The organism is Gracilibacillus ureilyticus (assembly GCF_900111195.1).
GTDB lineage: Bacteria > Bacillota > Bacilli > Bacillales > Amphibacillaceae > Gracilibacillus > Gracilibacillus ureilyticus.
Window position 1 is genome coordinate 58,569 of sequence record NZ_FOGL01000020.1, and the last position, 23,906, is coordinate 82,474.

The 23,906-nt window shown below is 39.2% G+C and carries 21 protein-coding genes, 2 tRNA genes, 1 rRNA gene, 1 other RNA gene and 1 other annotated feature; of the genes, 19 read left to right on the forward strand and 6 right to left on the reverse strand.

Annotation, left to right across the window (positions count from 1 at the left end; translation table 11 throughout):
- Positions 1–50 precede the first annotated feature (50 nt).
- The 9 genes from BMW36_RS16780 (at position 51) to BMW36_RS16820 (ending at position 9,071) form a co-directional block, all read left to right on the forward strand.
- Positions 51–1,085: an HD-GYP domain-containing protein gene (locus tag BMW36_RS16780; RefSeq protein ID WP_245711729.1), complete on the forward strand. Its 1,035-nt coding sequence runs from the start codon at positions 51–53 to the stop codon at positions 1,083–1,085.
- A 494-nt stretch (positions 1,086–1,579) separates the two neighbouring features.
- Positions 1,580–3,052: an IMP dehydrogenase gene (gene guaB, locus BMW36_RS16785; protein WP_089743256.1), complete on the forward strand. Its 1,473-nt coding sequence runs from the start codon at positions 1,580–1,582 to the stop codon at positions 3,050–3,052.
- Positions 3,053–3,251: 199 nt separating this feature from the next.
- Complete coding sequence (locus tag BMW36_RS16790; protein ID WP_245711730.1) at positions 3,252–4,592, forward strand: serine hydrolase; 1,341 nt, start codon at positions 3,252–3,254, stop codon at positions 4,590–4,592.
- 136 nt (positions 4,593–4,728) lie between these two features.
- Entirely contained in the window at positions 4,729–5,613 is an 885-nt protein-coding gene (gene pdxS / locus BMW36_RS16795; protein WP_089743258.1) for a pyridoxal 5'-phosphate synthase lyase subunit PdxS, read from the forward strand.
- Positions 5,614–5,633: 20 nt separating this feature from the next.
- Positions 5,634–6,230 carry a pyridoxal 5'-phosphate synthase glutaminase subunit PdxT gene (gene pdxT, locus BMW36_RS16800; protein WP_089743261.1) on the forward strand — a complete coding sequence of 199 codons (597 nt, stop codon included), beginning with the start codon at positions 5,634–5,636 and terminating at the stop codon, positions 6,228–6,230.
- Between the two features lie 2 nt (positions 6,231–6,232).
- Positions 6,233–6,446, forward strand: a binding site (T-box leader).
- 93 nt (positions 6,447–6,539) lie between these two features.
- Entirely contained in the window at positions 6,540–7,814 is a 1,275-nt protein-coding gene (serS, locus tag BMW36_RS16805) for a serine--tRNA ligase (RefSeq protein ID WP_089743262.1), read from the forward strand.
- A 75-nt stretch (positions 7,815–7,889) separates the two neighbouring features.
- A tRNA-Ser gene (locus BMW36_RS16810) sits at positions 7,890–7,982 on the forward strand.
- 122 nt (positions 7,983–8,104) lie between these two features.
- Positions 8,105–8,926, forward strand: a complete 822-nt coding sequence (proC, locus tag BMW36_RS16815) for a pyrroline-5-carboxylate reductase (protein ID WP_089743264.1) — start codon at positions 8,105–8,107, stop codon at positions 8,924–8,926.
- A 72-nt stretch (positions 8,927–8,998) separates the two neighbouring features.
- Positions 8,999–9,071, forward strand: a tRNA-Arg gene (locus BMW36_RS16820).
- 197 nt (positions 9,072–9,268) lie between these two features.
- Here the strand turns inward: BMW36_RS16820 and BMW36_RS16825 are convergent.
- Genes BMW36_RS16825 through BMW36_RS16835 form a run of 3 tightly spaced genes read right to left on the reverse strand, consistent with a single transcriptional unit; the run spans position 9,269 to position 13,098 of the window.
- On the reverse strand, positions 9,269–10,513 hold the full coding sequence (locus BMW36_RS16825) for a Ger(x)C family spore germination protein (RefSeq protein ID WP_089743266.1): 1,245 nt from the start codon (positions 10,511–10,513) through the stop codon (positions 9,269–9,271).
- Positions 10,510–11,601, reverse strand: coding sequence for a GerAB/ArcD/ProY family transporter (locus tag BMW36_RS16830; RefSeq protein ID WP_089743269.1), 1,092 nt, complete (start codon positions 11,599–11,601; stop codon positions 10,510–10,512). Before BMW36_RS16830 ends, BMW36_RS16825 begins: the two co-directional genes overlap by 4 nt.
- 27 nt (positions 11,602–11,628) lie before the next feature.
- Positions 11,629–13,098, reverse strand: coding sequence for a spore germination protein (locus tag BMW36_RS16835; RefSeq protein WP_089743295.1), 1,470 nt, complete (start codon positions 13,096–13,098; stop codon positions 11,629–11,631).
- 240 nt (positions 13,099–13,338) lie between these two features.
- Here BMW36_RS16835 and acsA point away from each other — a divergent pair, with 240 nt between their 5' ends.
- A complete protein-coding gene (acsA, locus tag BMW36_RS16840; protein WP_089743271.1) occupies positions 13,339–15,054 on the forward strand; it encodes an acetate--CoA ligase in 1,716 nt (571 codons plus the stop codon).
- Between the two features lie 88 nt (positions 15,055–15,142).
- On the opposite strand, the gene hmpA is transcribed toward acsA, so the two are convergent.
- Entirely contained in the window at positions 15,143–16,351 is a 1,209-nt protein-coding gene (gene hmpA, locus BMW36_RS16845; RefSeq protein ID WP_089743272.1) for an NO-inducible flavohemoprotein, read from the reverse strand.
- A gap of 194 nt (positions 16,352–16,545) precedes the next feature.
- Between hmpA and BMW36_RS16850 the strand changes: the two genes are divergently transcribed.
- Complete coding sequence (locus BMW36_RS16850) at positions 16,546–16,980, forward strand: RrF2 family transcriptional regulator (RefSeq protein ID WP_089743274.1); 435 nt, start codon at positions 16,546–16,548, stop codon at positions 16,978–16,980.
- A 234-nt stretch (positions 16,981–17,214) separates the two neighbouring features.
- Here BMW36_RS16850 and BMW36_RS16855 read toward each other — a convergent pair whose 3' ends face one another.
- Together BMW36_RS16855 and BMW36_RS16860 are read right to left on the reverse strand one after the other, a co-directional pair.
- Positions 17,215–18,504, reverse strand: a complete 1,290-nt coding sequence (locus BMW36_RS16855; protein WP_089743276.1) for a glycoside hydrolase family 18 protein — start codon at positions 18,502–18,504, stop codon at positions 17,215–17,217.
- A gap of 79 nt (positions 18,505–18,583) precedes the next feature.
- Complete coding sequence (locus BMW36_RS16860) at positions 18,584–19,105, reverse strand: cysteine hydrolase family protein (protein WP_089743277.1); 522 nt, start codon at positions 19,103–19,105, stop codon at positions 18,584–18,586.
- Between the two features lie 123 nt (positions 19,106–19,228).
- Between BMW36_RS16860 and tadA the strand changes: the two genes are divergently transcribed.
- The 8 genes from tadA to BMW36_RS16900 form a co-directional block, all read left to right on the forward strand.
- Entirely contained in the window at positions 19,229–19,723 is a 495-nt protein-coding gene (gene tadA / locus BMW36_RS16865) for a tRNA adenosine(34) deaminase TadA (protein WP_089743279.1), read from the forward strand.
- A gap of 77 nt (positions 19,724–19,800) precedes the next feature.
- Positions 19,801–20,066, forward strand: an RNA gene (ffs, locus tag BMW36_RS16870) — signal recognition particle sRNA large type.
- 125 nt (positions 20,067–20,191) lie between these two features.
- Entirely contained in the window at positions 20,192–21,877 is a 1,686-nt protein-coding gene (gene dnaX / locus BMW36_RS16875; protein WP_089743281.1) for a DNA polymerase III subunit gamma/tau, read from the forward strand.
- Positions 21,878–21,907: 30 nt separating this feature from the next.
- Positions 21,908–22,231 (forward strand): YbaB/EbfC family nucleoid-associated protein, encoded by a 324-nt coding sequence (locus BMW36_RS16880; protein ID WP_089743284.1) that lies wholly within the window; start codon positions 21,908–21,910, stop codon positions 22,229–22,231.
- Between the two features lie 12 nt (positions 22,232–22,243).
- A complete protein-coding gene (gene recR, locus BMW36_RS16885) occupies positions 22,244–22,840 on the forward strand; it encodes a recombination mediator RecR (RefSeq protein WP_089743286.1) in 597 nt (198 codons plus the stop codon).
- Between the two features lie 16 nt (positions 22,841–22,856).
- Entirely contained in the window at positions 22,857–23,069 is a 213-nt protein-coding gene (locus BMW36_RS16890) for a YaaL family protein (protein ID WP_089743288.1), read from the forward strand.
- A gap of 74 nt (positions 23,070–23,143) precedes the next feature.
- Positions 23,144–23,404 (forward strand): pro-sigmaK processing inhibitor BofA family protein, encoded by a 261-nt coding sequence (locus tag BMW36_RS16895; RefSeq protein WP_089743290.1) that lies wholly within the window; start codon positions 23,144–23,146, stop codon positions 23,402–23,404.
- A 304-nt stretch (positions 23,405–23,708) separates the two neighbouring features.
- A 16S ribosomal RNA gene (locus BMW36_RS16900) occupies positions 23,709–23,906 on the forward strand; the annotation flags it as partial.

Genomic DNA, 23,906 nt, shown 5'->3' on the forward strand with positions numbered 1-23,906 from the left:
TGGTCCGTTTGCAGGTACATCCAAATCAATTAGTTCCAGGATGTATAGTAATGAAAGCAGTGGCTGGTAAAACGCAACATCCAATTGTATTAAACAATACGGTGATCGAGGAGAAACATATTGAAGTATTGCAGCATTTTAATGTGAAGGCGATCGAGGTATCTGAAAGACTTGTATCAGGAGCAATTTTTAAGCCGAAAGATAGAGAACAGGAAAAGGAAGAAACGGAGACTAAACCAGCAGATTTCGCTTCAATGTACAGGGCAGCAGTTCAGCTTTATAAAAAGATGTTTAATCAATGGCAATCAGGTTCACCAATTAATTTAATTGAACTGCGTAAAATGCTGGTTCCTTTGTTTGAGTGCATTGAAGATATACAATTAGATGTGTTTTTATTGCACAAACATGCCTCTAAGGAAGATTATTTCTTCCATCACGGGATTTCTGTTGCTATACTTTCTGCCCACCTTGCCAAAAAAGTAGGTTACCATAAAGAATGGATCCAGGTTGGTCTTGCAGGGATTCTTGCAGATAGCGGTATGGCAAGATTAGACAGTTCCATTTTACAGAAAGAAGGCAGCTTAACTTTAGCAGAGTATGAGGTGATCAAAAAACACCCAACACTTTCCTACAGGCTTGTTGAGCATATTAATGCACTGTCAAAAGAAGTGAAGCTGAGTATATTACAGCATCATGAGCGTCTGGATGGAAGTGGCTATCCTTTAGGGGTAAAAGAAGGAAAGATACATCCTTTTGCAAAGATTCTGGCAATCAGTGATACCTACCATGCAATGACATCTGAGCGATATTACAAAAAGAAACAGTCACCATTCAAGGTTATTGAAGAAATGCTGGTATTAGCTCACACTAAATTTGATTATGTTTTACTGCAGACTTTTGCTCAAACCTTACTAAATTATTCGATTGGCACTAATGTTGTATTATCGGACGGCAGGGAAGCTGTGATAGTCTATGTCAAACCGGAAACACCGATTAGACCAATAGTCAGGCTGATAGAAGATGATGAAATCATTTCCCTAAAAGATAAACCAGCACTGTTTATAGAGAAGATTATATCAGCATAAACATGCAAAAAGAGAAGAGATATAACGTAAGTAAGGCAGATCTAAAATAAACCAATATAGAACGCAGATACTAAGCGTAGTTAAAATACGAAGACTCCCGCGGAAAGCGAAGTATTTTAACGGAGCGAAACGAACGACTCTGAAATGATCGTTCGTTTTTTTTCTTTCCCAGCGTCATTTACAGCATTTTGTTCTTATCATCAAAATATACTAAAGCTGCAGAGGGAATGATAAATTTGTTTTCTCCTAATGTAAACTCTTACATTACTGATTTTATTATAATCACTGAATTTGCTTATATTTTTATCAGAAAAAAAGGTTGAAAATCCTATGAACATGTCGTATTGTAATTAACAATAGTTAAGAAGAAAATGCCTCAATCATGCGAAATGTCTACCATCAATTTGGGACATAATAGACTTAGCATTTCCTCATTTTTTAGTGCAAGTTTTTCCACAATTATACCGATTTAATTAATATAAGGAGGTCTATCCGTGAGAGAAGACAAATTTGCTAAAGAAGGTTTAACGTTTGATGATGTACTGTTAGTTCCAGCTGAATCCAATGTATTGCCAAGGGATGTATCTGTCAAAACAAAACTGTCAGAAAAAATCACATTAAACATACCATTTTTAAGTGCTGGTATGGATACTGTAACGGAAGCAGAAATGGCTATTTCGATTGCAAGACAAGGCGGGATCGGGATTATACATAAAAATATGTCGATCGAAGCACAGGCAGAACATGTTGATCGTGTCAAACGTTCTGAAAGTGGTGTAATTACCAATCCGTTTTTCCTCCTTCCAGATCATCAGGTTTACGATGCGGAGCACTTAATGGGGAAATTCCGTATTTCAGGTGTACCAATTGTTAATAACAATGAGGAACAGGTCCTTGTCGGCATTTTAACGAATCGCGATTTAAGATTTATTGAAGACTATTCTATAAAAATTGCAGATGTAATGACAAGTGAGAATCTAGTGACAGCGCCGGTAGGAACGACACTGAAAGAAGCAAGTAAAATATTGCAGAAGCATAAAATTGAGAAGCTGCCATTAGTCGATAAAAATAACGTATTAAAAGGGCTTATTACAATTAAAGATATTGAAAAAGTAATTGAATTCCCTCACTCTGCAAAAGACCAGCAGGGACGTCTGTTAGCTGGTGCTGCTGTTGGAGTTACAGGAGATTCAATGCTAAGAATTGAGAAGCTTGTGGAGGCAGGTGTGGATGTGATCGTTATTGACACAGCTCACGGCCATTCACAAGGTGTGATTGAACAAGTGAAAAAAGTACGTGAAACATACCCAGAACTCGATATTATCGCAGGGAATGTCGCCACAGCGGAAGCAACGAAAGCACTGATTGAAGCAGGAGCAAACATAATTAAAGTTGGTATTGGCCCTGGATCGATCTGTACGACTCGTGTCGTTGCAGGTGTCGGTGTGCCGCAAATTACAGCAGTGAATGACTGTGCGACAGAAGCAGCGAAGTATAATATCCCTGTTATTGCTGATGGTGGAATTAAGTATTCAGGTGATATTACAAAAGCAATTGCTGCAGGAGCACATGCGGTTATGTTAGGAAGTTTATTTGCAGGTGTGTCTGAGAGTCCTGGAGAAACAGAAATATTCCAGGGACGCCGTTATAAAGTATATCGCGGAATGGGCTCGATTACTTCCATGAAATCCGGATCAAAAGACCGTTATTTCCAAGAGTCTGATGAAGTGAAAAAGCTTGTGCCTGAAGGTATTGAAGGACGTGTTGCATATAAAGGGCCGTTGTCTGATACGATTCACCAGCTGCTTGGAGGTCTGCGTTCCGGTATGGGATATTGCGGCTCAAAGGATATCGAAGCATTACGCAATGATGCGAGATTTATCCGCATGACTGGTGCCGGTCTTCGTGAAAGTCACCCGCATGATGTCCAAATTACAAAAGAATCACCGAATTATTCTATTTCATAATTCGTTTTTCCTGGTATCTTGATAATTTGATGGATGGGAAGCTGGAAAAAGCCTGTTTCAACTTTTACGGAAGCAGGCTTTTCTCTATTTATCCTCCAGAACATTTGTCTATTTAAAGAATGATTACATAGCGTCATTTTCTATTTGAAGGAGTTATGGTAAAATGTTTTCGTGCAAAAAATTGTTGGAGGTAAAAAATGTGAGAAATTTGTCAAAGAAAATTAGTATACTTTTTATGATCACACTACTTTTTATTGCTTCATTTGCAATAAAACCAATTGAAGGACAAGCAGCAACATCTTTAGAGGTCAGTGCAGAATCTGCTATTGTAGTGGATGCCAAAACAGGTAAAATATTATACCAGAAAAATGCAGATCAATTACTACCTCCTGCAAGTATGACAAAAATGATGACAGAGTATCTTGTACTCGAAGCAATAAATAATGGGGATATCAGCTGGGAAACAACAACACAGATAAGTGATTATCCATTTAGTATTTCGGCAGATCCGACATTTTCCGGAATTGGACTGATCCAGGATCAGAACTATACGGTTCGTCAATTATATGAAGGGATGTCTATTATTTCTGATAATGCTACAACCATCGCATTGACAGAACTCATTGCAGGTTCAGAATCTGAATTTGTAAAAATGATGAACGCAAAAGCTGAAGAAATGGGACTTCCTGAATATCAATTCGTCAATTCTACAGGGTTGTCAAATGCTGACTTAGGGGCAAACTATCCGGAAGGAACAGAACCAGATGCAGATAATCTCTTATCAGCACGTTCTGCAGCATTGCTTGCATATCATTTAATTAATGATTATCCGGAAGCGCTCGATTTTTCCAGTATGATAAGTTCTGAATTAGACGGCCGACCGCTTGAAAATTTAAACTGGATGCTGCCATGGGAAGATAATAACTTTACACAGTTCGGTTATGAAGGCGTTGACGGGTTAAAAACAGGCTATACTACCGAAGCAGGATACTGTTTCACAGGTACTGCCCAGCAAGGTGACCGGAGAGTTATTACTGTCGTGATGAAAACGGACAGCAAAGGCGAACGCTTTTTAGAAACAAAGAAACTGATGGAATACGGATTCTCTCAATTTAGCCAGACAGAATTATTCCCTGCCGGATATCAATTAGATGGAGAATCAACTCTTTCTGTTGCAAAAGGGAAAGAGGAAGAAGTGGATTTGGAAACAGCAGAATCTGTCACTGCCATGGTTAAAAACGGCGAAGAAGAATTATATCATATTGAATATCAAATTGATGAAAGTCTGCTGAATGAAGAAGGTGAACTTACCGCACCAATTGAGAAAGGTGACAAAATAGGCGAGGCTGTTCTTTCCTACAGCGGAGAAGAAGAGATTGCTTACCTTAACGGGATAGGTGCACAGCAGAAGGTTGATCTGGTAGCATCGGAAACAGTAGAGAAAGCAAACTGGTTCATGTTGACAATGGGTGCTATTGGAGACTTCTTTGGTAATTTATTTGGTTCGATTGCAGATTTTGTAAAAGGGTTATTTGATTAAGCTGTAGCTATTTAACGTAACCTAATTCCAATATCAGCACTTGGCATTTAAGTTTTTTTTGTTATATAATGTAATAGATATAATTTGGATTCGTATTTCATTCAATAGTGATTATACATTTAGGAGGAAACATAGCATGTCTAAAGTAGGTACAGATAGAGTAAAAAGAGGTATGGCTGAAATGCAAAAAGGCGGCGTTATTATGGACGTTGTTAATGCAGAACAAGCTAAAATTGCAGAAGAAGCCGGTGCAGTTGCAGTTATGGCACTAGAAAGAGTTCCTTCAGATATTCGCGCAGCAGGCGGTGTTGCACGTATGGCAGATCCGACAATTGTGGAAGAGGTTATGAATGCCGTATCCATCCCGGTTATGGCAAAAGCTCGTATTGGTCATATCGTGGAAGCGCGTGTGTTAGAAGCAATGGGTGTTGACTATATTGACGAGAGTGAAGTTTTAACACCGGCTGATGAAGTATATCACCTGAATAAAAGAGATTATACTGTACCATTTGTTTGTGGCTGTCGTAATCTTGGTGAAGCTGCACGCCGAATCGGTGAAGGTACAGCAATGCTTCGTACAAAAGGTGAACCAGGAACAGGAAATATCGTGGAAGCTGTTCGTCACATGCGTGAAGTAAATGCACAGGTTCGCCAATTGGTAAACATGTCTGTTGATGAAGTCATGACATACGCAAAAGAATTAGGAGCACCATATGAAGTGCTTTTAGATATTAAGGAAAATGGACGCCTTCCTGTAGTTAACTTTGCTGCAGGTGGTATTGCAACACCTGCTGATGCGGCATTAATGATGCAGTTAGGTGCTGATGGTGTATTTGTTGGTTCTGGTATTTTTAAATCTGATAACCCCGCGAATTTTGCAAGAGCAATTGTAGAAGCTACAACACATTATGAAGACTACGAATTAATTGCAAAAGTATCAAAAGGAATTGGTACAGCAATGAAAGGGTTGGAAATTAGCACAATTGCTCCAGAACAACGTATGCAGGATCGCGGCTGGTAAATAGTGAGGAGTAAACACAAATGGTAAGAATAGGCGTATTAGGTCTGCAAGGAGCTATTCGTGAACACATACGTTCTGTTGAGGCAGTAGGTGCAGAAGGAATTGTGATAAAACATAAAGAGCAACTGGAAGAAATTGATGGGTTAATTCTCCCTGGTGGAGAAAGTACTACAATGAGACGGTTAATTGATAAATATGACTTCCTTGAGCCATTAATCAACTTTGGGAAACAAGGGAAACCTATCTTTGGTACTTGTGCCGGTTTAATTCTTCTGGCAAATGATATAGTTGGTAATGATAATGCTCACCTCCGTTTAATGGATATGAAGGTGGAACGCAACGCATTTGGCCGTCAGCGTGAATCATTTGAAGCTGAATTAGAAATTAAAGGTGTAGCAAGTGACTTTGAAGCTGTATTTATCAGGGCCCCATATATTGTAGAAGTAGGACCAGAGGTTGAAGTAATGGCAACATATAAAGGAAGTATTGTTGCAGCAAAACAAGGGCACTTCTTATGCAGTGCCTTCCATCCGGAATTAACAGATGATCATCGTTTAACAGCGTATTTCAAAGAAATGGTTGAAAAAGCGAATGAACCTGTTTTACAAGGAGTATAATAAGCAAAACGTTGAAAGGAAATAGTAACTCTACCATACTTTTCAGAGAGTCAGTGGCTGGTGGGAACTGACAAGTATATAGAGTGAATCCATCCTTGAGTGATAAGCGGAAGTGCGAATAAAAGCTTATCCGGTGACAAGCCGTTAATTGTAATCAAGCTGGGAGATATAAATCTCCAATCAGGGTGGTATCGCGGGTTAACTCTCGTCCCTATCTTTTATTAGGGGCGGGAGTTTTTTATATAGGCACATTTCCCGATACATGGATAAGCAATGGAAATATTTTAATAAATTTAGGAGGTTTTTCGTATGTTAGATATGAAAATGTTACGTAACAATTTTGTGGAAGTGAAACAAAAACTGCAGCACAGAGGAGAAGATTTAACCGACTTGGATAAATTCGGTGATCTTGATGAAAAAAGAAGGGAATTAATTGCAGAAACGGAGCAATTAAAAGCAAAGCGTAATGAAGTATCTAAGCAGATCTCTGTCCTGAAAAAGGAAAAGAAAGATGCAGATGATATGATTGCGGAAATGAAAACAGTTGGTGACCGAATTAAAACGATTGATCAGGAGTTGAAGCAGGTTGAAGAGGAATTAGAAATGTTAATGCTTTCTATTCCTAATATCCCACATGAATCTACCCCAATTGGCGAAACAGAGGATGACAATGTTGAAGCAAGAAAATGGGGAGAAGTACCAGAATTTCATTTTGAGCACAAACCGCATTGGGACATTGCTGGACAATTAGGTATATTGGATTTTGAAAAGGCAGCAAAAGTAACCGGAAGCCGTTTTGTTTTTTACAAAGGATTGGGTGCGAGATTAGAGCGTGCCTTAATGAACTTTATGATGGATTTACATGCAGATGAACATGGCTATGAAGAAATGCTGCCACCGTACATTGTGAACAGAACAAGTATGACAGGTACCGGTCAGCTGCCTAAATTTGAAGAAGATGCATTTAAGCTTGAAGGATGGGATTACTTCCTGGTACCAACAGCAGAGGTGCCTGTTACGAATTATTACCGTGATGACATTTTAAAAGTGGGCGATTTGCCGCAAAAATTTACAGCATTCAGTGCAAGCTTCCGTTCAGAAGCGGGATCTGCCGGCAGGGATACAAGAGGATTGATTAGACAGCATCAGTTTAATAAAGTAGAACTTGTTCAATTTGTTAAGCCTGAAGATTCTTATGAGGTGTTAGAAGAGCTGACAGGCCATGCGGAGAGAGTATTACAGCTGCTAAAACTGCCGTACAGAGTAATGAGCATGTGTACCGCTGATTTAGGCTTTACTGCAGCGAAAAAATATGATATTGAAGTTTGGATGCCAAGTAATGATACGTACCGTGAAATCTCTTCTTGCTCTAATTTTGAAGATTTTCAGGCGCGCCGTGCAGGAATAAGATTCCGTCGCGAGGAAAAAGGCAAACCGGAATTTGTGCATACATTAAATGGTTCCGGGTTAGCAATCGGACGTACGGTTGCAGCAATCTTGGAAAATTATCAGCAGGAAGATGGTACAGTAAAAGTACCGGAGGTTCTTGTACCGTATATGGGCGGAAAAACCGTTATTTCATAAGTGATTTAAAAAATATTGAATAAAATGTTGACGGCAGGTTTATAATATGCTATATTATTACTTGTCGTCAGATACGGAGGAATACCCAAGTCCGGCTGAAGGGATCGGTCTTGAAAACCGACAGGGGTGTCAAAGCCCGCGGGGGTTCGAATCCCTCTTCCTCCGCCATTATTTATACACAAAATTGGAGATTACATAGATAAAAAATCGTTATCATTGCATAACGGTTTTTTTATTTTATACTAGAAGAATAGTGATACATCTAATACGATAAAAAGGATGAACAATTGATGGAACAGATAATTACTTTTCTTGGTGCAGGATCTATGGCTGAAGCAATTATTGCGGGCATGACAGCAAATAATATTGTCCCTGCAAAACAAATTATTGCAACAAACCACTCCAACAAGGAGCGGTTAAAAGAATTAGCTGAGAAATATCAGATTCAGACAACTTCCAATAAGCAGGAAGCTGTCTCGAAAAGTGATGTCATTATTCTTGCAATGAAACCGAAAGATATCCGGAAGGCTACTGATGAAATAAAAAGCTGGCTGAATAAAGATAAGGTGATCGTTTCCTTATTAGCTGGAATTTCGACAACTTTTATTGAAAATCAGTTAAATGAGAGTAATCCTGTCATCCGGGTGATGCCGAATACTTCTGCAACGATTGGCTTATCAGCAACAACGATAACAGGCGGACAATTTGCAACAGAGGAGAATATGAAACTGGTAGAAACACTTATTCAATCTGTTGGAACAACGGAAATTATTAAAGAAGATGAAATGGACGCATTTACAGCAATTGCCGGAAGCGGACCAGCCTTTTATTACTATATGTTAGAGGCAATGGAGCAGTTTGTGCACGAGAAAGGGTTAGATATGGAGATTGCGAAACCACTCATTGTACAAACAATAAAAGGTGTTGCAGAAATGCTGAATACAAGCCCAGACTCCACAAAAACTCTCCGCGAGAAAATAACCAGTCCTGGCGGCACTACAGAAGCTGGATTAAAGGCATTAGCAGATCATGAGTTCCAGCAAGCAGTTATTGCCTGCTTACACAAGGCGACAGACAAATCAGCAGAATTACGGAAGAATTTTGAGAAATGACAGTACGAAGACCTCGTGCTTGATTTTCTCTCCGCTAACCTTATATAATAACAAAAGTGCAGATGAAATAATGGCCCTATAGCTCAGGGGATAGAGCGTTTGTTTCCTAAACAATGCGTCGCAGGTTCGAATCCTGCTAGGGCCGTTCCTTTCCACAGTTCATTTAAGCCGGAGATCAGCGGAACATTAAAATACATATTGTTACAATAATAACGGGGGGAATAACAGAAAGAATGGCTATTCCCCCCATTTTATTTCCTGCATGAAATGTTTGCATACTATGGATAACTGACCGGTAGATGACAAATATTGAAAGTAAAACAAACAACACTATTTTCACTCTTAATCCCTCACCTCATCTAATTTTGAATCATTAATCATTTTTCCGAATTCCAGTTTATCCAGCGTATAAGTTACATTTATCTCGGCATTAGGATAGATTTTTTTATGCCAGTCCGCCTTTTCATAGGAAGGAATGTCTTTGAAGTACTTCCTTACATAAAGTGACCAGTAAAATGGATCGGAACGGTATTCCTTTTGGGACTTCTCGATCAGTGCTTTTGTGTTTTGTTCCAGTCTTGTAACAACTTCCTTCTCTAATTTCTTCCGGTATGCTACATTTTGGGTATATTCAACTAAACTTGGAATGGCGATCACTTCAATTTGAAATTCTATCTCCACATTAATTGTTGTAGGTTTATCCTTATGGTAGTGAATATCAATCTTCGGCATTTCTGCCTGGGAATATTCATAGCTTACCCGGTAATCTGGCATCATTGGGTCAGGCACAGTAGCCAGGTAACCTTCCATTCTTAAAGTAGGATCTAATGCATGAGCGAGCCGTGTTTCTTCCCCGGTAATAATATCAATCATTTTTCCTTCTTTAAAAACGGCTGAACCCATAAACTGTGTCGGCGAACCGCCGATCTGCGGGATCTCCCCTGCTATATACTTATCTTCCGCACCTTCGCTGGCACTTTTCTGATCAGATTTCTCTGTTGTTGCGTAAATACCAAGAAATAAATCTGCATCCCCTTCTGTAATCTGAAAGAAACGGTGCAATGTTGCTTCAGGGACAATCCCTGTTTCAATTGCACGCGTGAGCATTGTCTGGTAGTATTTATGTGGTCTCGTCTCAAGTAATGGTTTATTATTATTAATAAAGTCAGATGCTTTTTCTTTAGAGACAATCATCTGAACCTGTCTTCTTACCTGTGGTGTACGGGAGGCAGACTGAATCACACGGATAAAATCATCTGATCTTGCCGTTTCTTCTGAAACTACAATTACCTTCGTATGGTCAAGGGTCAGCTTCTTGGATACAAAGGAATTAGCAGTAAATGTCGCACTGAGTATGTCAGATCCCTGAACAGTAACTGTTTCTGTTGCCGGTTCCTCTGAGCCCCCTTGCCCTGCAGCTGATCCTACTTCCGGGTTGGCCATTTGATAAGTAAATTCATAAGTCCCTTTATCGTCTGTACTGTCTATACCGATTGCAATAACATAAGACTGCTGTTCCAGCTCTATCCTGTCCTGGCAGCCTGCCATGATAAACAGGAAGCATAATAACAAAAATGTTTTTTTCATTTTTTACGCAAACCCCCCTTTAACAATGCAATCACCCATAATAGAACAGGAAGAACGATAAAGAATGGTGACATGATTGTCAGCAAGGTTTCCCTGAAATGCAATTCATTAATAACCGAGTTAAATGGCAACAGTCCAATTGTCCCGACTAAAAATCCAAAGGGAAGTAATAATGGTTCAAAATCTTTAATTTCAAAGATGACCCCAAAAATCCATGTCGTAATATAGAGGAAAATAATAAATTTTAAAAAGGCTGCAAACAGCCAAAAAACCATGAACAATGTTTCAATATTAGTAAAAAACTCGCCAAAACTAATAAATTGAGTAATATCATGAAAGGGAAAAGCAATTTTTGCAACAGAGTTATAGTCAAATACAGTGATATAAATAAAATAGAAGATTAATATTTCGAAAAATGCAATAAGCGCTGCAATGATACTTCCTTTATTAAATTTGGCTGTCTCTCTAGTTGCTAAATATGCGATCAGAATATAAAATAATTCAGCAAACATCGATGCTTTTACAACACCCTCTTTTAAGATAATCGGCAGGCCTGAACCGAAAATAGGGAAAATCCGTTGAAGAACCAAGTCACCTAACACTAAAAATATTATAGTAAATGCGGATGCCTTAATTAATGGTAACCCAATCCACGAGCTGTAACCTATTACTTCAAATCCCTTTTTGGCACCTAAAAACACCACAACCATAAAAATAAGAAATATAATATTAGTAGGTGATTCAGGAAAATATAATAATTTGATTTGTTCAATATAGTTCCTGCTGTCTAAGGTCATGGAAAGAAAGGCGAAAAGAAAGATAATAAAACTGACTGCTTTTCCGGCCCCTTTTCCTAAGATCGCCTCAAGTAAATGAACTAGATTTTTATCTTTGTACTTTTTTAATAAGTACAGCATTAATAAAAAGCTTGGAAAGATACATATAAAAGATATGACCGGAATAAGCCAAAAACCGTTCTGTGCTTTTTGTGTTAACAAAGCTGGGGTAGAATCAGATAATTTTACCCCAACTAAGAGCAAGATCATTGCAGCAATTTCTCTTACTCTAAGAAAACCTTTGTTTTGCATAAATTAATCCCTCTTTTATCAGGCTTATTATTCACTACGTTTCCTGTTATCTTTCAAATCTAAATAGCCAGGACGATATATTTCCTTTTTAAGAATTTTGCGAAAAATAGTGTCTTTGGTTGAAACAAATTCTGGTGACATAGGTGAAAAGAAAGGAACACCGAAAGATTTAATTGACGCTGCATACATAAAGATGATCAGAAAAGCCCCTGTTAGAGCAAGCATTCCATAGGATGCTGCCGCCAGAATAAAGATAAACCGGAGAATCCTTACAGCAAAATTCATACTAAGATCAGCAATAGCAAATGATGAAAGTCCTGACAATGCGGCTATAATAACAATAATCGGACTGATTATATTTGCTTCCACAGCAGCCTGTCCCAAGATTAATGCACCAACAATACCTATCGTAGGTCCAAGCGGGTTAGGTATCCTGATTCCTGCTTCTCTGATTAATTCAAAAGCGATTTCCATAATTAATATCTCAAAAATAAGCGGAAATGGTATTCGCTCCCTTGATGCTGTTATTGCTAACAGTAAATCTGGTGGAATCATTTCACTGTGGAAATTAGCGATTGCTACAAAAGTTGCCGAGATCATTGAAGTTAAATAGAAACACAATAACCGAATCGCACGGCTGAAGTTCCCATAGAGAAATCGCAAATATCTGTCTTCCGGTGAGTGAAAGAACGACCAGAAAGTAACCGGCATAATTAAACAGGCAGAAGAAGTATTCATTAATAAAATGACATAACCATCTTCAAGGAAAGCGGTGGCTTTATCAGGTTTTTCAGTATATAAAATAGTTGGAATTAAGGAATACGGCCTTTCCTCCAGATATTGTTCCAGTAATTCAATATTGCGAATACTGTCCACATCAATGTCATCTAATCTTTTTTTTATATTGGAAAGAATGTCATTATTAACGAGATCCTTAACATAAATGATATTTACTTCGTTTTTCGATCTTTTACCGACCTGGATACTCTCATTGACTAACTGATGATTGTGTAGTTGTTTGCGAATCAAGGAAATATTTGTGTTTAAAGATTCAGTAAAAGCATCCTGTGGGCCTTTTATAAACCTTTCATTTTCTGACTTTGTTACAGTCCGGTGCTGAAAATCAGCGGCATCCATCGAATACGCGGTGCTATCCTGTTCGATAAACAGGATAACTTTCCCGCTGTTTATGTTTTGAATGGCTGTTTCAAAGTCAGTTACTTCCTCAACATTCTCTATTGTTACTATATTGCTAAGTTTTTCGCCTGTTTGTTCAAGTAATGGTTTGATAATATGTGTGGTAATCGTATCTCCATTAACGATCGAGCTGTAGTAAAAAAGACAGGCTTTTTTTTCATTGTATTTTGCCTTTAATGTACGCATGGCGAAGTCTTTATTAAGACCGTAGGAAAATGACTGCTTCATCTCCTCTATATTTGCTGATAAGGAATAATGGATTGTTTCTTTATTTTTGTTTTGCTTTTGACTCCCTTTCATCTTTCGCAATTTCAGAGCACATCCTTTCCTCATTAGACAGTAGTATGTGCATTTCCCTGTTTCCTATGTAGAATTTCTCTTACATACTCCTTTAAAAGGAGTTTTCCTCTTTTGTTGAAATAACTGGAATTTGTAATACTTGCATTCTAAAAACATTTCGTTAAAATAGAATGTAGGGGTTAGACATTTCTGAATTAGTAATTTTTGCAAACGTTTACAAACGAAAGAGGAGTGATGGGGATGGATATGACAAAGATTCCAGCGAGACAGGAAAATTATAATGTAGAAAGTTATGAGAAATTAAGGGAAGGTTTTGACTGGGAAGAAATAAAAAAGAATTTTAGCTGGTATAAGACAGGGAAAGTTAATGCTGCTTATGAAGCGGTGGATAAACATGCGGAAGACCCGAAGATGAGGGATAAAACTGCCTTAATATACTCAGCACCTGACCGTGAAGAATCTGTGACATTTAACCAGCTGAGTAAACGAAGTAATCAGGTTGCCAATATGCTAAAAAAATATGATGTTGCTAAAGGGGACAGAGTTTTCTTGTTTATGCCGAGAAGTCCTGAATTTTATGCAAGTTTTTTCGGTATATTAAAAGTTGGTGCAATCGCCGGCCCGCTATTTGAGGCTTTCATGGAACAGGCTGTAAGAGACCGTCTCGAAGACAGTGAGGCAACAATGCTCATTACAACGCCTGATCTTTTATCGCGTGTACCAGTAGATGAATTGCCTGAATTAAAGCAGGTTGTCCTAGTTGGTGATGGCGATATTGATACAGATAAATATATTCATTTCAATATGGAAGTCGGGAATGCTCCAGAGACATTTGATATAGAGTGGGTAGATTTGGAAGATGGTATGTTAATTCATTATACATCAGGGTCTACCGGTAAACCTAAAGGTGTATATCACGTACATAATGCAATGATCCAGCATTATGCTACAGGTAAATGGGTAATTGATTTAAAAGAAGATGATGTGTATTGGTGTACGGCAGACCCTGGCTGGGTTACCGGGACCAGTTACGGAATATTTGCCCCATGGTTAAACGGGGTGACGAACGTTATTCGGGGTGGCAGATTTACTCCGGAATCATGGTATGAAACATTAGATAAATATAATGTTACGATTTGGTATACCGCACCGACTGCACTGCGGAAGTTTGTAAGTGCAGGGGAAGAGCTTGTGAAGCAATATGACTTCTCTCACTTAAGACATATTTTGAGTGTTGGCGAACCATTGAATCCTGAGGTTATTACATGGGGACAGCGTGTGCTGAATTTGCGGATCCATGATACATGGTGGATGACAGAAACAGGTGCCATGTTAATTGTTAATTTACCGTGCATGGAAGTGCGTCCAGGTTCAATGGGTAAGCCAATTCCGGGAGTAGAGGCTGCCATTGTAGATAATGAGGGCAATGAACTCCCGCCAAATCAGATGGGTAATTTAGCGATCAAAAAAGGCTGGCCGTCAATGATGCGGGCGATCTGGAATAATCCGGGCAAATATGAAAGCTACTTTATCAATGGATGGTATGTATCAGGTGATAGTGCATATATGGATGAAGATGGGTATTTCTGGTTCCAGGGCCGCTTAGATGATGTCATTAATACATCAGGCGAACGTGTTGGTCCGTTTGAGGTGGAAAGTAAATTAATTGAACATGAAGCTGTGGCAGAAGCCGGGGTAATCGGTAAGCCAGATCCTGAACGGGGAGAAATTATTAAAGCATTTATCACTTTAAATCCTGGATATGAAGCAACGGATGAACTGCTCGAGGATATCCGCCTATTTGTTAAAACAGGGTTAAGTGCACATGCTGCACCAAGAGAAATTGAGATAACAGAAAGTATTCCAAAAACGCGAAGTGGTAAAATTATGCGCCGACTGTTAAAATCTTGGGAATTAGGATTGCCAACAGGCGATACATCCACACTTGAAGAATAGATAAAGGACTATGATGTTAAATGAACAAAAATCCGAACGTGATGTTCGGATTTTTGTCGTGCATCAATTTTTTAATCCCGTTTACAGTTTATAAAGCTCCCTGAGGGCCGAAGAATTCAAAGTGTATGTTTTCCTCTGCTACTTCCCAGTCTTTTAAGGCACGGTTAACTGCTTTCATGAAAGGTTCCGGACCACAGAAATAGAAGGATGCATCATTTGTCGGCACGATAGTTTGTAACCATGGTAAGTCAACATAACCAGTCTTATCGCAAAGTGTTTCATCAAAAGGTTTTTCATAAACGACGTATGAATGTACATTCTCATAGTTCTCACCGATAATTCTTACGCTATCTTTCAGACCATGCATCTTCTCATTTTGTGCAGCGTGTATATAATATACTTCTCTTCCCGGCTGCTGTTCTACCACTGTTTCCAGCATACTTGTAAGTGGTGTTAAACCAACTCCGCCACTTATTAGCACAAGCGGTTTATTGCTTTCATCAAGGACAAAGTCCCCTGCAGGAGCACTGATAGAAAGTGTTCCACCTTCTTCTACATGTTCGTGTAAATAAGTTGATACAACACCATCTGGCGCATTACTTACAGATGTTTCTTTCTTCACACTAATGCGGTAATATTGGTCATTTGGTTTGCATGACAGACTGTATTGTCTTTGGCAAGTATACGGAATACCTGGAATTTCAACTTTCACTGTAATATATTGACCTGCTTCAAATGCTGGGAATGCTTCGCCATCAGCTGGTTTTAAATAAAAAGATGTAATTACATCACTTTCTTTTACTTTTTGAACAACCGTAAAATCGCGGTAACCAACCCATCCGCCTTTTTTATCCGCTGTTTCCTGGTACATATCTTTCTCCACCTGAATAAATACATCCGCAATGACTCCGTATGCTTCGGCCCATGCTGTGATGATCTCATCCGTTGCAGCATCTCCTAGTACGTCCTTCATTGCTTTCAGCAGATTTTCTCCAACAATTGGGTAATGTTCCGGTCGTATGTTTAAACTTCTATGCTTATGTGCAATCTGTTTCACTACCGGCAAAATGGTTTCTAACTTGTCAATGTTTGCTGCTGCCGCATACACGGCATTTGCTAATGCCTGAGGTTGTTTTCCTTTTCGCTGATTTGTCTGGTTAAAAATATTTTTTAATTCTGGATGGTTAGTAAATAATAATTGGTAAAATCTTGAGGTAATCGCTGTCCCGTGTTCTGCTAATACAGGCACGGTAGATTTCACAATTTCAATTGTTTTACTTTTTAATTGAGTCGTCATAACAATCTCCCTTTTAAAAGTGTATTTTCTATACATGTTTAATTCTAAGAAAACGAGGATTGTATTTCAATAGCTCCAGGGAGAAAGGTTTGACAATTTTGTTACAGTGACCTGATCTGACAACTCGCTTGTCAATCGGAGATAAGTACGTGTAGACTAATATAAAATGAATAATGATAAGGGGATAATCTTACATGCGTTTAAAAAAATATACTGACTACGCATTACGCGTACTTATATATACAGCAACAAAAAAAGAAGAGAAAGCCAGTATTAAAGAAATTGCGGATACTTTTTTTATTTCTACCGAACATGTCCGGAAAGTGGTTCATCAATTAAGTGTGAATGAATATATCGAGACAACGAGGGGGAGAAATGGAGGGATTACTCTTGCTAAGCAGCCTGGAGATATTAATATCGGCTCTGTGATCCGGTTAATGGAGAATGACTTCTACATGCTGGAGTGCTTTGACGGCGGCCATAACCAGTGTGTAATAACTTCTGCCTGCAAACTACGCCATGTCATAGGAAGCGCGATGCAGGCATTTTTTCAGATATTAGACAGTTACACATTAGATGATCTAATTGAAAATAAAGACGAATTACGAGAGTTGATGGGAACAGAATAAGCGGGCTCATACCATGACCCGCTGTAGTTACTGTCACTATGTCCGATAGCTTCGCTTTCACCCATGGGTACAAGTTCATCACTCCTCAAGTGGCCTTCCTTGAGGAGATGTTGCATTTGTGTTCCGGAGGCGTGGAAGTGAGGTGAAGTGTTCCTGCGGAGCGGTATTCTACCCAAACTTAGCCATTTATCTCCTGTAAAACCTCATCTTTTCGTGAAATCTAATAGTGATTGGCTAGTCTCTTTTTCTGATTGTGAACTGGTCTTCCAGCAGGAGCCAGTTTTGCGGGAAGGCTAAGCCAAGCTTCCAGTAACTGATTCCTCTCAGGTTCTTTTCTTTTATTAAATCAAACTTGGCCTGGATAGACCTCGCATCCTCAAACCACACTTCATGCCTGTTTCCTTCACTGTCCTGATAAAAAAAGTAAGGTGCTTGTGCTTCTTCATCATATAATATTGCCTGGTTATTTGCCCGAGCCAATTCAATTGCCTGTTGTGGGCTTACTGCTTTTGCATAATCACCTCCAGGTTCATAAGGCAATGTCCAGTCATAACCGTATAAATTTTGCCCAAGCATGATCTTATTTGCAGGCATTTCAGTTAAGGCATATTCCACGACATCACGCACGGGCCCAATCGGAGAAACAGCCATTGCTGGTCCGCCGCTGTATCCCCATTCGTATGTCATCAGGACAACGAAATCGACTATTTCTCCATGTGCCTGATAATCATGTGCTTCATACCATTCGCCTTCCTGTTCTGCACTGGTTTTAGGCGCAAGCGCTGTGGAAATAAGTAAACTTTCCTGATGGAGTCTTTCAGTTGCTTTCACTAAAAAATTGCGGTAATCCTGCCTGTTCTCCGGAGGTAAAAATTCGAAATCAAAATGAATATCTCCAAAACCGCCTTCTTTTGCCGTTGCAATAATTTGATCAAGCAGCCGATTTTGCACCTGTTCATTTGTCAAAATAACTCTTCCTAACTCCGCACTGAAGGCACCTTCTTCCAAGTTGGTAATAACAAGCATCAATACCGCCCCATTCTCTGTAGCAATTGCAGCAAACTGATTCAGAGGTGGTGCAATTAAAGTACCTTCTCTTGTTACACGGTAAGAAAAAGGAGCTAAATATGTCAGGTTACCACTATGTTTCCTTGCAGCATTTTCTAAAGTCTCTGAAACGGCCCCGCCGGTGGGCTCAATATATGCATTTACTTCAATCTCCCTCTTTGGGCCCTCTGGTATATAGAGACGCAAACCTGCAGATAATGGCTGATAGAGATTGATTTGATTAACTCTCGCTAATTCTGCTGCAGGTATACCAAACTTTTGACCGATTGAGTAAAGACTGTCACCAGACTGTACGGTATAAAACTGTCCGTAAATTGGAATGACAAGTGCCTGCCCTATAACTAAACCTTGTTCCGTATTCAGTTCGTTAGCAGAAGCGATCACCTGATAAGTTGTTCCGAACTGATTGGCAATAGAATAGAGGCTGTCACCTTGCTTCACGATATATGTCTGCATTGGAAATTCCCCTCTCTTTCATCATATCTTTTAATACAATATGAAAAAAAAGAGGAATTAGAACATGTTTCGCAGCTGGTTAAATTGGATCAATACTCGCATTAAAGACAGCTTTCATCAGTTTAAGTGCTTCTTCATTGTGTCTATCCGTATTGGAAGCAACACAATTCCCTGGAACGTGTAGTGTATATCCTCTCATATGAGCATCATTTGCTGTAAACAGAATACAGATGTTTCCAGCTATTCCTGCCATAATAATATGGTTGATCCCTAATTCTTCTAATAAGGAACAGAGTGGTGTACGGAAGAAGCCTGACATCTGGGGTTTCATAATAAAATAGTCCTTCTTTGCTGGGGTGCCTTGTTCAATAATGTCTTTATTTTTGTCTGTTAAACAGGTTTTGGCAATGGTTTTATAATCCGTTTCCCACGTTTCATAATGGTCATTAACAAAAATAACCGGCATGTCATTTTTGTCAGCATATTCTCTTAGTTTTTTTATATTCGGAACTATTTTTTTCGTATGTTCCAGCAGCATATCCCCTTCTGCAAAATTAAAATCATTGATCATATCAATTATCATTACTGCTGTTTTCTTCATTTACTCACCTCATTTCATCTTGTTGTCAAGATACCCTCTTTCTAGTAAATCATGCATCTCCTACTTGAAATTTCTGATTCATTTAGGCAATATAGAAGAAAAAGCGATGGAATGTGGTATACAATGAATGACCAGCAATATATGCAGCTTGCAATAGATGAAGCAAGAAAAGCGGAGGTATTAGGAGAAGTACCTATAGGCGCTGTCATTGTTCATGAAGACAAAGTAATTGCAACTGCTTTTAACTTAAGAGAAAAGCTTCAAACAACATTATCCCATGCGGAGATTTTAGCGATTGACAAGGCAAATGAGATAATTGGCAGCTGGAGATTAGAGGAATGCACACTCTATGTCACTCTGGAACCTTGTCCAATGTGTGCTGGTGCTATTTTGCAGGCAAGAATTCCGAGAGTGGTATATGGAGCGAAGGATCTGAAAGCGGGATGTGCAGGAACTCTCTATAATCTGCTGCAGGATGACCGCTTTAATCATCAGGTGGAATTAGTGCTAGGTGTTATGGAGGAAGAAACAGGAGAACTTCTTACAAACTTTTTTAAAAAGCTCCGACAGAAGAAAAGACAGAAGAGAACTTATCTGGATGAAAATAACATAAGGTGAACCTTGATTTTTTCTTGTAAAAAGGTTATACTAGTAAATGCGCTTCACTTGCGCAACTGAATATATTAGCAAATTTGCCGTGCTAGGTGGGGAGGTAGCGGTGCCCTGTACTCGCAATCCGCTATAGCGAGACTGAGTACCTTGCTGAGGTGTCATTGCTTTAAGGTCTGCCTTAAGGGAGTAGCGTTGACGCTCGGGTCCTGCGCAACAGGAACTCGTGAACCATGTCAGGTCCGGAAGGAAGCAGCATTAAGCGAAACTTCCTGTGTGCCGCAGGGAAGCCTGGGTCTAGCTATGAACTTAAGTAACGCTTAGGGCAATGCCATCGAAGCTTGGTGCACGGCGTTAAATACATACTAATGAAACCTCTTGTTTTTGAACAAGAGGTTTTTCTTATAATCCTACTCGTTTTTATAAAAAGGATTTGCTACAATATAAAGTAGTAATAAAATTAAAGGGGTTACGACAATGGGATATCAAGCATTATATCGCGTTTGGCGTCCAAGGAATTTCGAGGACGTTGTAGGACAAGTTCATATTACCCGTACATTGCAAAATGCGATAATGCAGGATAAGTTTACACATGCCTACCTTTTCTCAGGCCCCCGCGGTACCGGGAAAACCAGTGCTGCCAAAATATTTGCCAAAGCGGTAAACTGTGAAAACGGACCTGCATTAGAACCGTGTAACCAGTGTAATGCTTGTTTAGGTATTCAGGATGGGTCTATTTCTGATGTAGTGGAAATAGATGCAGCTTCCAATAATGGAGTGGAACAAATCCGGGATATCCGTGATAAAGTAAAATATGCGCCGAGTGCTGTTGCCTATAAAGTTTACATAATTGATGAAGTCCACATGTTGTCGATCGGTGCTTTTAATGCACTTTTAAAAACACTGGAAGAACCGCCGAAACATGTTATCTTTATCCTGGCAACAACAGAACCGCATAAAATACCATTAACGATCATTTCCAGGTGCCAGCGCTTTGATTTTAAACGGATTTCTCAAAAAGCAATGGTGGAAAGAATGATCCATATAACGTCATCTGAGAAGATATCCGTATCGGAAGAAGCATTAGAAGCAGTCGCCTTATCGGCAGAAGGCGGGATGCGTGATGCACTTAGTCTCCTGGATCAGGCCATCTCCTATAGTGAGGATCAAGTGACGATTGATGATGTTCTAGCAGTCACGGGGTCAGTTTCGCAGGAAAAGTTAGCATCTATTCTATCTGTAATGTTTGAAAAAAATACACAGCAGGCGTTAGTGGAAATCGATGACCTGATCCAGACAGGAAAAGACCCTGGCAGATTTGTGTTCGATTTGATTTATTTTCTGAGGGACCTATTGTTGTACCAGACAGCTCCTGCACTGGAAAATGTCCTGGAGCGCGCGATAGTTGATGACTCATTTAAGCAATTGGCAAAACAATTAGACCCCTTATGGATCCAGCGATCGATTAAAGAATTAAATCAATGTCAGCAGGAGATCAAGTGGACGAACAGTCCAAAGGTTTTTATCGAAATTGCTATTCTGAAAATTTGTGAGCAGCCTCAACATAAGCAATCAACATCAAATGAAGATTACAATAAACTAATTAAGAAAATAGAAGAACTGGAAAACAAAATAAAAGAAATGCCTCAGCGAGCTGCAGTACAACAGGAAACGAAGCCACAGCCTGTGAGAAGAAGCAGCCCAACCGGAAGAAATAATTACAACGTTCCGTACGACCGAATACGCCATGTCCTCACAGAAGCGTCAAAAGATGTACTGAAAAAAGTGAAATCACAGTGGCCGAATTTTATGGACGCATTAAAGAAGCAGAGTGCTCCCGCGCATGCTACTATTCAAAACAGTAAACCAAGTGCCGCATCATCCGATGTTGTAATTATTGCTTTTCGTTATGAAATACACTGTTCACTTGCATTAGAGCACAAACAAACGATAGAATTAGTATTATCTGAAATAACTGGTTCAGAGATGACCTTTATTCCAATTCCTGAGGAAAACTGGCAAACTTTACGGGAAGATTATATCAGGAAGCAAAGAGAGCAGGATAGCTCTGATCCGGAACAACCAACTGAGGAAAAAGAAGATCCGATGATAGAACAAGCGAGAAAATTAGTTGGTGATGATTTGTTAGAAATTCATGAATAAAATTACACTTATCTATTAGGAGGGGTTTCCATGCGTGGTGGAGGAAATATGAACAAAATGATGAAGCAAATGCAAAAGATGCAAAAGGATATGTTAAAAGCACAAGAAGAATTACAGGAAATGACGTTTGAAGCAACCGCAGGCGGTGGTATGGTAAAAATAACGGCAAACGGTAAAAAAGAAATTACAGATATAGAAATTAAAGAAGAAGTTGTGGATCCGGATGATATCGAAATGTTACAGGATTTAATTTTAGCTGCGACAAATGAAGTGTTAAAAGAAGTAGAAGATAAAACAAACGATACAATGGGTAAATTCACTAAAGGACTAAATTTACCTGGAGGCATGTTCTAGGAGGAATATTTTATGTATTACCCAGAACCGATATCAAAACTTATTGATAGTTTTACCAAATTGCCAGGGATCGGACCGAAAACAGCTGTCCGCCTGGCTTTCTTTGTCCTGAGTATGAAAGAAGATGATGTTCTAGATTTCGCAAAGGCTTTAGCTAATGCAAAAAGGGAATTAACTCATTGCAGTATTTGCGGACATATCACAGACCAGGACCCATGTGCTATTTGTCAGGATGAATCACGTGACGAGTCTCTTATATGTGTGGTGCAAGATCCTAAAGATGTGATTGCAATGGAAAAAATGCGGGAATTTAACGGTAAATACCACGTGCTTCATGGTGCAATCTCCCCAATGGATGGCATTGGCCCGGAGGATATTAATGTACCTGCTTTAATTAACCGGTTAAAAGATGAAGAAGTGAAGGAACTGATATTAGCAACAAACCCGAATATCGAAGGGGAAGCTACAGCGATGTATATATCCAGACTTGTGAAACCATCAGGAATTAAAACAACAAGGATTGCCCATGGCCTGCCAATGGGCGGTGATCTGGAGTATGCAGATGAGGTGACTTTATCTAAAGCACTTGAAGGAAGAAGAGAATTATAAAAGAGGATGAAGAAGCATGTTCCGAAAGAGAAAGGTTAAAAAAGAAGTAATGGACCAGGAGTTACTTCAGACGATTTACCATTTAAAAAATGAGTGGGCAAACCTGGAGGATATAATGGGGCGCAGTATTGAGCCTACTGAGAGAGGGCTGTGTGACTTAGCGGTTGCGAAAGCAAAGTATTTTTATCTGATCAGGGAAGCGAAACGCCGGAAAATTTCAGCAGTATAGAAATTCTATTCTAATTTCCCCTTTTCTTTCATATAGTTGTAGAAATGATTATAACGATAAAGGGGACAAGCATTATGAATATTTGGATTATTGGCGGATTATTGCTGTTAATTGCTTTTCTGTTAGTGAAAGGTATTTCGGTTAATTTCAGCAAACCTTTGGGGAAAGGTGCTATTAAACTTACAATAGGTATTCTCTTTTTATTTTTCTTTAATTTGTTCGGTGCTTCTTTCGGTCTTCATATTCCGATTAACATTTTCACAGCGATAATAGTTGGATTATTAGGAGTACCCGGCATCGCCTCATTAACAGCTATTCATGTGTTTTTGATTTAAATATTTACTTGTGAAGGGAATCAATTATATTAATTGGTTCTTTTTTATATAAAAGTATTGCATTACACTTTTTATTATGTTAATCTGTTCAAGTCGCTTTTTTGAGAGAAAGAGAGACAAACGAAATTAGTTAAAAAAAGTATTGACTTATCATTTAAAAAATGTTATATTTAGGAGGTCGCTTTAAAACGACTAACTAAACATTGATCATTGAAAACTGAACAAAACAACCAGTATGAAAAAAGTAAGAATTAGCTAGCTTATAGAAGCGAGCAGATCAATTCGGCACATTCCATGTGCAAGTTTTATTGAGAGTTTGATCTTGGCTCAGGACGAACGCTGGCGGCGTGCCTAATACATGCAAGTCGAGCGCGGGAAGCTAACTGAATCCTTCGGGAGGACGTTAGTGGAACGAGCGGCGGACGGGTGAGTAACACGTGGGCAACCTGCCTGTAAGACTGGGATAACTCCGGGAAACCGGGGCTAATACCGGATAATACTT

What these genes read in the sequence shown, in the direction of transcription:
- tadA (WP_089743279.1), top strand. Translation starts at nt 19,229, where the DNA reads ATGAATGACCAGCAATATATGCAGCTTGCAATAGATGAAGCAAGAAAA.
- BMW36_RS16780 (WP_245711729.1), top strand. Translation starts at nt 51, where the DNA reads ATGAAAGCAGTGGCTGGTAAAACGCAACATCCAATTGTATTAAACAAT.
- BMW36_RS16850 (WP_089743274.1), top strand. Translation starts at nt 16,546, where the DNA reads ATGCGTTTAAAAAAATATACTGACTACGCATTACGCGTACTTATATAT.
- BMW36_RS16895 (WP_089743290.1), top strand. Translation starts at nt 23,144, where the DNA reads ATGAATATTTGGATTATTGGCGGATTATTGCTGTTAATTGCTTTTCTG.
- BMW36_RS16830 (WP_089743269.1), bottom strand. Translation starts at nt 11,601, where the DNA reads ATGCAAAACAAAGGTTTTCTTAGAGTAAGAGAAATTGCTGCAATGATC.
- BMW36_RS16890 (WP_089743288.1), top strand. Translation starts at nt 22,857, where the DNA reads ATGTTCCGAAAGAGAAAGGTTAAAAAAGAAGTAATGGACCAGGAGTTA.
- BMW36_RS16825 (WP_089743266.1), bottom strand. Translation starts at nt 10,513, where the DNA reads ATGAAAAAAACATTTTTGTTATTATGCTTCCTGTTTATCATGGCAGGC.
- recR (WP_089743286.1), top strand. Translation starts at nt 22,244, where the DNA reads ATGTATTACCCAGAACCGATATCAAAACTTATTGATAGTTTTACCAAA.
- acsA (WP_089743271.1), top strand. Translation starts at nt 13,339, where the DNA reads ATGGATATGACAAAGATTCCAGCGAGACAGGAAAATTATAATGTAGAA.
- hmpA (WP_089743272.1), bottom strand. Translation starts at nt 16,351, where the DNA reads ATGACGACTCAATTAAAAAGTAAAACAATTGAAATTGTGAAATCTACC.
- pdxS (WP_089743258.1), top strand. Translation starts at nt 4,729, where the DNA reads ATGTCTAAAGTAGGTACAGATAGAGTAAAAAGAGGTATGGCTGAAATG.
- dnaX (WP_089743281.1), top strand. Translation starts at nt 20,192, where the DNA reads ATGGGATATCAAGCATTATATCGCGTTTGGCGTCCAAGGAATTTCGAG.
- BMW36_RS16835 (WP_089743295.1), bottom strand. Translation starts at nt 13,098, where the DNA reads ATGAAAGGGAGTCAAAAGCAAAACAAAAATAAAGAAACAATCCATTAT.
- serS (WP_089743262.1), top strand. Translation starts at nt 6,540, where the DNA reads ATGTTAGATATGAAAATGTTACGTAACAATTTTGTGGAAGTGAAACAA.
- BMW36_RS16855 (WP_089743276.1), bottom strand. Translation starts at nt 18,504, where the DNA reads ATGCAGACATATATCGTGAAGCAAGGTGACAGCCTCTATTCTATTGCC.
- BMW36_RS16880 (WP_089743284.1), top strand. Translation starts at nt 21,908, where the DNA reads ATGCGTGGTGGAGGAAATATGAACAAAATGATGAAGCAAATGCAAAAG.
- proC (WP_089743264.1), top strand. Translation starts at nt 8,105, where the DNA reads ATGGAACAGATAATTACTTTTCTTGGTGCAGGATCTATGGCTGAAGCA.
- BMW36_RS16860 (WP_089743277.1), bottom strand. Translation starts at nt 19,105, where the DNA reads ATGAAGAAAACAGCAGTAATGATAATTGATATGATCAATGATTTTAAT.
- pdxT (WP_089743261.1), top strand. Translation starts at nt 5,634, where the DNA reads ATGGTAAGAATAGGCGTATTAGGTCTGCAAGGAGCTATTCGTGAACAC.